The following is a 12452-nucleotide window of genomic DNA, read 5'->3' on the forward strand; positions in this document are numbered from 1 at the left end:
GTTTCCCTCTCTGTTGGACATTCATTAAGGTCGATTACATGCGGAATGCTACCCTATTAATTCTTAATTATTAATTATTAATTCGTTTTCACCATCCTCTCCACTGTCTTATACTTATCTCCCACGCTTACTTCTACCAGGTAAATGCCGGCTTTGAGGCTTTGTGCATTGATGCTGGTGTAATAATCCGTTTGTGATTTATAGAATACCTGGCGTTGTATTAGTTTACCGTCAATACCATACACGTTGATCACACCATTTCCTTTTTCAGTATTGTTAACGGCTATGTTTAAGCTTTCCTTTACAGGATTAGGATAAATTGTTGCACCGCCTTTGTTATTATCATCAGCTACGGAAACAATCTTTGAAAATTTGATCGATCCGTCTTTGTCTACTTCCTGCAGTCGGTACAGATATTTTGTTTTTGTGTACTGGTTATCTGTGAACGAATATTCTTTTGAAGAAGTGGAATTGCCCGCGGCCGTTACATTTCCAATAGTTGTAAATGTTGTTCCGTCCTCGCTTCTCTGCACATCAAAATGATCTGTGTTGGTTTCTTTATCGGTTGCCCACTGCACGGTGTTTTTGCCGTTTACTTTAGTGGCTTTTATGTATAAAAATTCTACAGGCAGTAATCCGGTAGGATTGGTCATCGTCACAAAATTGGAAGCGGAAGCCCCCATGTTATCATACACTGTAAGCTGGAATTTGTATACACCACCTACAACACTTTGTACCGTTGGGAAGGAACTTTGGGCATTTACAAGTGTTATTGCCGGGCCCGTTAGTTGTTTCCAGGTATAAGCAATAATACTACCATCAGGATCATACGAACCACCGCCACTCAGATAGGCATAGTTATTCGTGGTACTGAAATTATTTCCCGCATTTGCCACTGGCGGTATATTGGCGCCAATACCGGGTTTAATGGTCACAGTCATTGTATCGAAACCTGCCTTGCCGTAATAATCCAATGTGCGCAGAACAAAAGTGTATGTTCCGGTAACCATGCCTGTTACTGTTGTCGCGCTCGCGGCAGGAGTTGTAATAGTAAAGTTATCCGGACCGGAAATTTTTGTCCATTTGTATTCGGCAATGGTACCGTCGTTATCATAGGAAGCGCCACCATTTAGCGAGGCCTTGTTTGAAGGAAGTACAATGATCGTATCGTTACCCGCTTTTGAAACAGGCACCTGATCTACAGGAGCAACACCTCTTGTATGCATCAGCATCCATTCATAAACGTTTGGATTTTGAAGAGCATGTGTTTCATCATATACCCAACCCCAGATGCCATGCCCGCCTGAAGGAAAATATTTTGCCAGAGGATATGGATCGGGCGAAGGTGTACAGCCGTTGTTCATTTTATCTATAAGGGCTTGCGTATAGCCTACCGGCACAGTCGGATCGTCCATGGCGTGAAATGCCCATACAGGCAAATTCGCCTGGTTCATGTAACAGATGCCGTTTGTGTTGGCGGGAGCCACACCGCAGCTTACTACGACAGCGGCAAACTTTGGCGCATTGGCAGGATCGCTGGTAACGTAATCCCAAACGCCGCCACCGCCGGCACTCAACCCTGTCAGATAAACCCTGTTGGGGTCTACCTGCAGATTGGCCGTTGCATAGTTATACATGGCATCCACATAATTATTGATCCATCCGGTGTAAGTAAGGCTCAACTGAGGAGACAATACGAGAAAAGTGTCTTTTACGCCATTCACAGTAAAAGCCATTTGTGAACCTGCTGCAATGTTCTTTGGGGGACCATTGAAAGCAACTTTATACAAGTCTGTAGTACCATTTCCTCTTTCTCCCACACCGTGAAGAAAAATCATTAAAGGGTATTTTTTTGTTGAACTCCAACCGTAAGAAGTAGGCTTGTATTCGTAGTACCCTACAAATAGCCCGTTATAGGTAAGAGACTTTGCCACCTGCTGCGCAGAAATACCAAGAGTTACCAGAAGCAGCCCCACACTGAGGAGAATTGTTTTCATACTCGTACATTGGATTAAAAAATCAGGGTATAAAGCATTGCCCAAGCTGCTTGTAAAACGTAAAACATGTACAAGATCGTCTGTGGAATTGCCGCTCAGGCAAGTATTTTCCCACATAAAAAATACAAATGATTAGAAATCAGAATATTTGTTTTGAAGACTTAACACAGATTTTCGTTTATTACAGCGCGTTAGCACTTCGGAAAATACGGAGCATGATAGTAGTTTAACGTAGAAATGCGTGGTAAAGAGGCGAACAGAAGGAAATTCAAATTAATAATTAATAATTAGTAATTAATAGGGCATCATTACTACAGGTTGTAGTGTCCTATTCTGTTTAAGATACTTAAAGGTCGATTATACAGTTTGCCACACCTGTTAATTCTTAATTATTAATTATTAATTAAAAAAGGGCTGACAAGTATTAAAACCTGCCAGCCCAAAAAACGGAGTTGCTTAACGTTTATAGTTTAACGAATTTCTGCGTTGGAAGTGATTTGCCATCCAGCACTATTTGCAAATAGTACACACCTTGTGAAAGGCTTGTAATATCAATTTGCTGACGGAAATCGAATTGTCCTTTACTGTATTCAATTGTCTTCGCAGCTTTTCCGGTTGCGTCGAAGATCACCACTTTCATTTTACCAGTTGTTTCGTTGTTCACTACAAGGTTCACATAGCTCTGTGCCGGATTAGGGCTCAGGCTGAGTGAAGATGTTGTAGCCACTGCTTTTGTATCAGCAGACACGATACTTGTTGTAGAAAGTGTAGATGCTGATTTCACTGTCGTGCTGGAAGTGAATGAAACCTGCGCGGAAGCTGTTGCACCCAAGTCATCTGTAACGGTGAGGTTGAATACATAGGTTCCTGCTACCAATCCCTGAACTGTTGGGAACATTGAGTTTCCTCCAATTACAGCCGCTGTGTTTGGTCCGGATACCTGGCTCCATGCCCATGTTACGATTTTTCCATCAGGGTCATAAGATGCACCACCACTCAGGTATACGTAAGTGTTTGCAGTAGTGAAATTGTTTCCTGCGTTGCAATAAGGCGCTTTGTTGTTGTTGTTTGCAGCAAGTACCGTTACTGTCACCTGTGCCGTTGCGGTAAGGCCACCATTGTCAGTCACCTTCACCTGGTATACATAAGTACCAGCGATCAATCCTGTCAACTGAGATGTTTTACCAGAAGGCGTAACAATAGTTCCACCGGTTGGTCCGCTCACTTTTGTCCACTCATAAGTTGAAATGGTGCCATCAGGATCGTAAGACAGGCTACCATCCAATGTTACAGTTCCCTGCGGAAGCTGTACATTAAAGTTACCGCCTGCGCTTGCTACCGGTGGTTTGTTTGTGCCCACAGTAAGGGAAACGTTCGCAGAAGCTGAAGCTCCCTGGTTATCTGTTACTGTTAATTTGAAAACATATACACCACCAACAAGGTCTTTTACAGTTGGGAACATGCCATCAGTCGCGAGCATTGTAGCTGTGTTTGGACCACTCACCTGTGACCATGCCCATCCTTTTATGCTTCCGTCCGGATCATAAGACGCACCACCGCTCAGGTATGCATAGTTGTTTGTGGTAGTGAAATTATTTCCCGCGTTTGCAACAGGTGCTTTGTTATTGTTAACCGCAGCGTTTACAGTAATCGTTACATTAGATGTAGCTGTTGCCGCGTTGTTATCGTATACTGTTAATTGATACACATAAGTTCCTGCTATAAGTCCTGTAACCTGTGTTGATGCTGTGGTTGGAGAAGCTATAGTTGATGCAGAAGGACCGCTTACCTGTGCCCATGCATATCTTGAAATACTACCATCTGCATCTTTTGAACCGCTACCGTCCAATGTTACTGCGCTTGTAGGCAATGTAATTGTTTGATTTGTACCTGCCGCTGCAGTTGGAGGAACATTCACAATTGCAGCCGAGTTAACCGAGATAGTTACATTAGCTGAAGAAGTTCCGCCGGAGTTATCGGTTACTGTTAGTTGGAAAACATAAGTACCTGCGATCAAACCAGTTACTGTTGTTGAAGCAGTAGATGGAGAAGTGATCACACCTACAGCCGGTCCGCTTACTTTTGTCCAGGAGTAGCTGGCGATTGTACCGTCGCTATCTGTAGAGCCGCTTCCGTTTAATGTTACTGTGCTTATAGGTAAAGTAATTGCCTGTGCTGCGCCTGCATTTGCTACCGGAAGAACGTTCGCAGGAACTGCCGGTGGAGTTGCGCCGTTATTAGCACGGGAGAGCGTAAGCATCCACTCATATACGTTAGGATTCTGAATACCATGACCCGGGTCAAAAGCCCATTCCCAAATGCCATGTCCGCCAGAAGGATAATAAGTAAACTTTGGGGCTACAGTGGGGTTACACTGCCCCAATTTGATTTGCGCATACTGTGTATTTCCCACACCTACTGTACCATCGTCCATTGCGTGAAACGCCCAAACACCAACTTTTGCTTCGGCAAGATTACAGTAGTAAGTTCCTTCTCCTGTACCGCAGCATGGAATAATACCGGCAAACTGTGAAGCGTTTGCTAGTGACGCTGTTGCATATTTCCAAACGCCACCACCACCAAGGCTAAGCCCACAAAGGAATACACGGTTTTGATCGATGCTAAGATTTGCTTTGGCATACTTCAACATTTCATCTACATAAAATGTTTCCCATGTACCATATTGTACGTCTAATTGAGGAGTAAGTACAAGGAATGTTTCGGCTATCCCTGTGTTAGGGTTAGTAAATGTCATGGTATTGCCTGCATTGATAAGGCGCGGTACGGCGTTTGCATTTACCTTGTACAGGTCAGTTGTACCATTACCTCGCTCCCCAATTCCGTGCAGGAAAATAATAAGAGGGTATTTTTTCGAGGTCGTGTAACTCGTGGGTTTATATTCGTAAAACCCGATTTTTGTGCCATTAGCGGCAGTTAAGCTACGTGCAACTTGTTGCGCATTAGCGAATAGGGATAGGCATACTATGCCCACAATGAGTAAAAGATTTTTCATAAAAAAATTAATTCAAGGATTCACTGAAAAAAATACCTGTTTATACAATACTGTTTACTACTACTTTTCTAACGAAATCAAAACACCTTTCAACACGATTTCAAATCCTTGACATAACTCTTTTGTGAATTTGCAATAACGTCTTCAAAACATTTCACCTCGAAAGTAAGTACCGGATCAGTTTCAAACGGTTTTTTTGGTTGATCGATTACGCACCAATTTCTATACCACATAACTTCAATCTTAAAAAAATATCCGATTCGAATATTTTTTGAACCGACTACACACCGACGTTGCATTGATCCATTTGAGTTATCCCGAAAGCCAATAGGGATGCCGTTTTCGGATGTCGACTGAAAAAACTTAAGCCTTTCATTGCTCTACTAACCGCATGGCACAAACGTGTACAAGCACTCCCCCTGGGGGAAATGGAACTTAGTCTCGAATCACTCTTCACGTTTGCAGAAAAATGCGGGCAAGCAATAGCACGCTGTAAGCATCACCTTGTGCTCAGGCAATCCCCATCCCGGATGTTGGATTACGAGCAAGATCATTTATACATAGTAAACTATGTTATTGATCTCTTTTACAAAGTATTATGCAATAAGAGAAATCAGGGTTAACACACTTTCTCAGCGTGGCAGGCCACTTAACGGCAAGCCACAGCCGGACTTTTTTTAGATGGATAAGGTTTGACGATTTGAAAATTTGGGAATTTGAAAATTTGAAAATGCTACCGGTGTGCCCTTCCTTCATTTTGTTTCCCTTCAGATATTCCAAGATATGGAATCTAACGCTGAGAACGGCACAGAAACAATTTTCAAATTTTCAAATCTTCAAATTTTCAAATTATTTAAAGTTTCGCGAACTTTTTGATGACAGGTTTCAGGCTGCCTTCATAAATAGTTTCTAAATAATACATTCCTGCAGGCAGTTTTGAAATGTCGAGCTGCTGTTGCACCTGACCCGCTTGCTTAGAATAATTATATTGAGCTGCAATTTTTCCTTTTACATCGTACACTACGAATTTGTAGTTGCCGACAAAGTCATTATTGAACGTAACAGTGATCTGGTTTGTTGCAGGATTTGGATAAATACTTGGTTCTTTCGCTATTTCATTCAATTTCGTAGATCCCGCATTTACATCTGTGCCCAGCGCCTGTGTGCTCACACTGCCTGCCACAGCAGATTTAGCCGTATTAGCCTTCACCGTTACTACTATATCATCAGTTGCAGATTGACCGCTATTGTCCGTTACTTTTAAGCGGAACGTGTAAGCTCCTGCAACAAGGTTTTGCACAGTTGGGAACATACCATCTGCTGAAAGTATGGATGCTTTGCCCGGTCCGTTTACCTGTGACCATGCCCATCCTTTTATGCTTCCGTCCGGATCGTATGATGCACCGCCGCTCAGGTATGCATAGTTGTTAGATGTACTGAAATCCTTACCTGCATTGGCGATCGGAGCCTTGCCCGGAATGACTTTTACTTTTACCTCATCAGAAACGCTTGCTCCTGAATTATCTGTCACCGTTAGTCTGAAGGTATAGGTACCCAAAACCAGGTCTTCAATTGTCGGGAACATCGTGTTTCCGGAAAGAAGGGTTGCTGTGTTTGGTCCGCTCAGTTGCTTCCATGTCCAGGTCACGATGCTACCATCGAGATCATAAGAACCTGCACCACTTAAATAAGCAAAGGTGTTTGCGGTAGAGAAATCATCTCCGGCCATTGCCACTGGCGGCTTGTTGGCTACAACAGCTGGTTTTACCGTTACTGCTATAGTGGCCGAAGCAGTTGCTCCTGCATTATCTGTTACAGTTAAGTTGAAAATGTATGCGCCTGCAACCAAACCTGTAACCTGCGTTGATACTGCAGACGGCGTAGCAATGGTGCCTGATGCCGGTCCACTTATTTTCGTCCATGCATAAGCGACAATTTTACCATCGCTATCCTTTGAACCGTCACCATTGAGTGTTACATTATTTGCAGGCAATGTGATGGTCTGCGCTTTACCGGCATCTGCTGTTGGTGGTTGGTTAATTGGCACCACAGCAGGCTTCACAGTAACCACTACATCACTATAAGAAGTTGCGTTCTCATCATCCGTTACTGTTAACCGGAACACATAACCGCCTACTACCAAACCTGCAACTTTTGTTGTCGCACTATTTGGAGAAGCAATTGTGCAAGCTCCCGATCCACTCACTTTGCTCCACGAGTATTTCTTAATTGAACCGTCGTTGTCCTTTGAACCGGTTCCGTTTAGTGTTACACTGTTTACAGGTAATGTAATCACTTGTGCATCGCCTGCATCTGCTGTTGGAGGTACGTTAACCACTACAGCTGCATTTACGGAAATGGTTACATTTTTAGAAGCAGTTGCTCCGTCGTCATCCGTTACTGTTAACTGGAACACATAAGTACCAACTGTAAGGCCGTTAACCTTTGTTGTTGCATCGGATGGAGAAGCAATAGAACCAGCAACTGGCCCGCTTACTTTTGTCCATGCATATTTTTTGATTTTACCGTCACTATCTTTTGAACCTGTTCCGTTTAATGTTACAGTATTTACAGGTAGTGTAATTGCCTGTGCCGCGCCAGCGTCTGCTGTTGGAGGCACGTTAACAACTACAGCTGCGTTTACTGAAACCGTTACGTTGTCAGAAGCAGTTGCACCTTCGTCATCTGTTACTGTTAACTGGAACACGTAAGTTCCTACTGTAAGACCGTTAACCTTTGTTGTTGACGCAGATGCAGAAGCGATAGTGCCACCCGCAGGTCCGCTTACTTTTGTCCATGCATATTTTTTAATAGTACCGTCGCTGTCTTTTGAACCCGTTCCGTTTAATGTTACAGTATTTACAGGTAATGTAATTGCCTGGTCACCGCCTGCGTTTGCAACCGGCACCACATTAGGAACAGGTTCAGGTTTGCCCTGATTGTCATTGTCTTGTCCCTGATTGTCATTATTGTTACCATTACGGGATAAACCAAGCATCCATTCGTACACGTTAGGATTCTGAAAACCATGACCGGGATCGAAAGCTCTTTCCCAAATGCCATGTCCGCCTGATGCGTAGTAAGTAAACTTCGCTGTCATGGCGGGGCTGCACTGGGCCAATTTAATTTGTGCATACTGTGTATTGCCCACTCCCACTGTTCCGTCATCCATGGCGTGGAATGCCCATACGCCAACCTTTGCTTTATTTAAATTACAAAAATCAGTTCCTTCACCGGTTCCGCAACACGGAATGATGCCAGCGAACTGATTTGCATTTTTTAATGAGTTGGTTGCATACTTCCAAACACCGCCGCCACCTAGGCTCAGCCCGCATAGAAACACACGGTTTGGATCGATGCTAAGGTTTGATTTGGCGTACTTCAACATTTCATCCACATAAAAGTTTTCCCAGCTACCATATTGTACGTCTAATTGAGGAGTCAACACAAGAAACGTTTCCTTAACCCCTGTTTTAGGATTGGTAAAGGTCATTGTGTTACCGGCCCTGATCATGCGTGGCGTTGCATTTGCCAACACTCTTGGAAGATCTGTTGTGCCATTGCCCCTCTCTCCAATCCCGTGGAGGAAAATGATGAGGGGATATTTTTTTGATTTTGAATAATCTGTGGGCTTGTATTCATAAAACCCGATCTTCTTACCATTAGTTGCAGTTAAACTACGAGCTACCTGTTGCGCTCCCGCAAACACTGACAAACACAAAATCCCCGCAATAAGTAAAATACTTTTCATAATTTAATCATTTTTGAAAAAACATCTGTTTCATACAACTACGGCTTACCCAATTTTCAAATTTGAACATTTTGAAAATTTGAGAACTTGAAAATTTGAAAATGCAGCTGGTGTATCTTTTCCAATGTTTTGCCAACTCTCCAATATTCAAAGAGATTGAACCTACAATTGAGAAGTCACACAGAGACAATTTTCAAATTTTCAAATCTTCAAATCAGCACTTTACCTGGTGCTACAGTTTTACAAACTTTTTGCTGACAGCCTTCTGGTTGCCTTCATAAATAGTTTCCAAATAATACATTCCTGCAGGCAGTTTTGAAATGTCCAGCTTTTGCTGTACCTGACCCGCTTGCTTAGAATAATTATATTGAGTTACAATTTTTCCTTTCACATCGTACACTAAGAATTTGTAGTTGCCAACAAAATCATTAGTGAATGTTACAGTGATCTGGTTGGTTGCAGGGTTTGGATAAATGCTTGGCTCTTTCGCCAGGTCATTCACCTTGGTAGATCCTGCATTTACATCTACACCCAGAGCTTGTGTGTTCACTGTGCCTGCAAGCGCTGTTGTTGCAGTTTTTGCTGTTACAGTTAACACTACGTCATCAGTTGCAGACTGACCACTGTTATCCGTTACTTTCACGCGGAAGGTGTAAGTTCCTGCAACAAGGCTTTGAACTGTTGGGAACATTGAGTTTCCTGAAAGTATTGATGCAGTATTCGGTCCGCTTACCTGTGACCATGCCCATCCTGTTATGCTGCCATCAGGATCGTATGATGCACCGCCGCTCAGGTATGCATAGTTGTTAGATGTGCTGAAATCGTTACCTGCATTGGCAACCGGAGGTTTACCCGTTGAACCAAGAGATACATTCACATCATCGTAAGCAGTTGCTCCAAGATTATCAGTTACCGTTAATCTGAAAGTATAAGTACCCGCTACCATATTGTTGATCGTTGGGAACATAGAGTTTCCTGCAACGATTTTCGTTGTGTTTGGTCCGCTTATTTGCGTCCATGCCCATGTTGCTATACTTCCATCAGGATCGTATGAAGCACCACCGCTCAGGTATGCGTAGTCTTTGTATTGTGTGGTGAAATCCGCGCCTGCATTAGCTATTGGCGCTTTGTTGCTGCCGGTAGATGCTTTCACAGTAACTGAAACTGCTGTTGTTCCTGTTGAACCAAGGTTATCTGTTACTTTCAACTGGAAGCTGTAAGTTCCCGCTACCAATCCATTTACCGTAGTAGCTTTTGCGGTAGCTGTGCCAAACGTTGCAGTATTAGGACCAGAAACTTCTGACCACTGATAGCTGCTGATGGTTCCATTGGCATTACTACTGATAGAACTGCTACCATCAAGTGTTGTTGTATTTGTTGGCAAAGTAATGGTGGTTGTACCGGTGATCTTTACTACAGGCGGAACAAGTACAACAGAGCCGGTTGATATACTAACCGCTACTGTGTCATCGGCAGGTTTGCCAAGATTATCGGTTACCACCAATCTGAACTTGTAATTTCCGGTAACTAACTTACTGATAGTTGGGAAAGGAGTAGTGCCATCAATAATAGTTGCCGTTGCAGGACCGGCGATTTGATACCACTGGTACGTTGCAATTTTACCATCAGGATCATAAGATCCCGCACCGCTTAGGTATACAGTGCTGTTTGCAGAAGTAAAATCATCGCCAGCTTTACATATTGGTGCCAGGTCAGCACCGTAAGTTGTTTGAACCAATACTTTTAACTGACCGGTTGAGCTCGCGCCTTTATCGTCAGTGATCTTTACCTGGAACACATAGGTTCCTTCCACCATGTTACTAACTTTTGTAGTTGCAGAGGTAGCAGATGCAATTGCAGCAGTAGATGGACCAGATACCTGCGTCCAGCTATAGGATGCTACAGTACCGTCGAAATCGTAAGATTTGCTTGCATCAAGCGTTGTAGAATTTGTTGGTAGTACAAGGGAAATATCATTTGTCAGTTGCACAACAGGTGCCTGGTTTACACCATTGCCGTTTGTGCTTCTTCTTTTTGAGAGGAACCATTCATAAAGATTTGGATTGGCATAGGTGTGCGTTTCATCGTAGCTCATATACCAGATACCATGTCCGCCAAGACCTGCAGCGTAGTAAGTTACTTTTGGTGCAGGATTTGGAGCAGGTGAGCATTTATTAATCAGCGCCAATGCATTTTGCGTCATGCTTACCGGCACCGTACCATCATCCACTGCGTGGAAGGCCCATACAGGCAAATGCGCCTGTGCAATGTAGCACATGCCATAAGCAGTGTAGCTGGAACCGCACACAGGGGCAATTGCAGCAAAAATGCCAGCATTACCGGCCTTGTTCGACACATAGTCCCAAGTACCACCACCACCGGCGCTTAAGCCGGTAAGGTATACGCGATCCGGATCGTAGTTAAGATTTGCTTTTGCATATTCAAGCATGGCATCTACATAACCATTCACCCAGCCGCCATACTTTGTATCCAGTTGCGGAGACAATACAAGGAAGCTTTCGGTAACGCCATTAACTGTATAAGTCATTGTAGAACCCCATTTAATATTGCGAGGTATACCGTTTGCACAAACATTGGGAAGATCGGTTGTACCATTGCCACGCTCTCCAATTCCATGGAGGAATATGATCAACGGATACTTTTTGGTTGTGTTGGATGCTACGTATCCAGGTGGCCTAAAATCATAGAAGCCAACGAACAAACCAGCGGACGATGTCATTGATTTCGCAACTTGCTGTGCGAAGGAGGAAGCACTAATCAGCACTAACAGACCGAGTAAAAAGGATCTCATTTGCAATCAGATTTTTTTCAGATTTTTCATTTACTTTCAAAAACAACAGGGCATACCTTTCCTGTTTCAGTCCACATGCTGTTTTGCACAAACAAAACTTTACATGGATGAATAGTAGCATTCGTCCTGCTTTTTCACATAAAATAAGAATTGAATAAGCTTTCGGTCGGGGTAGCAGAAATCCAGTACGTGAGTGAGTCTCGCATTACATTTTACCACTTCAAAAATGCGATTCGACAATTGAACATCTAACGGTGTGCCTTAACCTCAAACCTTTATTCTCTTCCGAACATTCAATGTTCCGTTTTCATGGAGTTTTCCTAAAGCAATATCTATACCAAAATGGGGAAAATGTGTATAATGGTATAAGTTTTTTATGTTATTGAAATTTTGCGCGCATCTCAATGTTGGCGCTATTCTTCCCCATCTTCGTGTTGTAATGCCCGAATAAGTTTATCGCGACTACCTATTAAGGACCGAGCTCGATTTTTTTGCAACGTATAACGGAAGTTTAAATATAAAATTGCCCTAAATAAACGACAGGTTTTGTTTTCGTTTACTTCTACTTTTTCAGTCTGTTGCAAATGAGCTTTTTAGTTATTTATTTTTAAAATAAATAAGCTGATCCGGGTATTGCGAAAATTCATTTGGGGTGCGGATAGGTGTCTGTTTGACAAGTATAGCAGCAGGCAAACGTTTTGCGTTGTACCAAAAAACATTTGATTTTTACTTGTCAAAAAATCGAAATTTTTCTTTTCGCGACGCGAAGGTAGGCGTCCTTATTTATTCTTCAAGCGTGAGAAGCTAGTCTGGATGATGATTAATATCATACAGTCCTTAAAACAACAGCCGAAAAAGTCTTATAACATATACTTGTAA

Annotated in this window: 4 protein-coding genes; all 4 read right to left on the reverse strand. The window is 42.9% G+C overall.

Annotated features, from left to right (window positions below):
• Positions 1–77 precede the first annotated feature (77 nt).
• The 4 genes from KTO63_RS07885 to KTO63_RS07900 all read right to left on the reverse strand — a co-directional run bounded on the left by KTO63_RS07885 (position 78) and on the right by KTO63_RS07900 (position 11573).
• Positions 78–1997, reverse strand: a complete 1920-nt coding sequence (locus tag KTO63_RS07885) for a PKD domain-containing protein (protein WP_217790680.1) — start codon at positions 1995–1997, stop codon at positions 78–80.
• 463 nt (positions 1998–2460) lie between these two features.
• On the reverse strand, positions 2461–5010 hold the full coding sequence (locus tag KTO63_RS07890) for a PKD domain-containing protein (RefSeq protein WP_217790681.1): 2550 nt from the start codon (positions 5008–5010) through the stop codon (positions 2461–2463).
• Positions 5011–5863: 853 nt separating this feature from the next.
• On the reverse strand, positions 5864–8761 hold the full coding sequence (locus tag KTO63_RS07895; RefSeq protein ID WP_217790682.1) for a PKD domain-containing protein: 2898 nt from the start codon (positions 8759–8761) through the stop codon (positions 5864–5866).
• Positions 8762–8993: 232 nt separating this feature from the next.
• Positions 8994–11573: a PKD domain-containing protein gene (locus KTO63_RS07900; RefSeq protein ID WP_217790683.1), complete on the reverse strand. Its 2580-nt coding sequence runs from the start codon at positions 11571–11573 to the stop codon at positions 8994–8996.
• Positions 11574–12452: the final 879 nt, after the last annotated feature.

Origin of the sequence: Pinibacter aurantiacus (assembly GCF_019130065.1) — a bacterium.
GTDB lineage: Bacteria > Bacteroidota > Bacteroidia > Chitinophagales > Chitinophagaceae > Pinibacter > Pinibacter aurantiacus.

Bases quoted from the DNA above. Each gene is read 5' to 3' on its own strand.
- KTO63_RS07900 (WP_217790683.1), bottom strand. From the start codon at position 11,573: ATGAGATCCTTTTTACTCGGTCTGTTAGTGCTGATTAGTGCTTCCTCC.
- KTO63_RS07895 (WP_217790682.1), bottom strand. From the start codon at position 8,761: ATGAAAAGTATTTTACTTATTGCGGGGATTTTGTGTTTGTCAGTGTTT.
- KTO63_RS07890 (WP_217790681.1), bottom strand. From the start codon at position 5,010: ATGAAAAATCTTTTACTCATTGTGGGCATAGTATGCCTATCCCTATTC.
- KTO63_RS07885 (WP_217790680.1), bottom strand. From the start codon at position 1,997: ATGAAAACAATTCTCCTCAGTGTGGGGCTGCTTCTGGTAACTCTTGGT.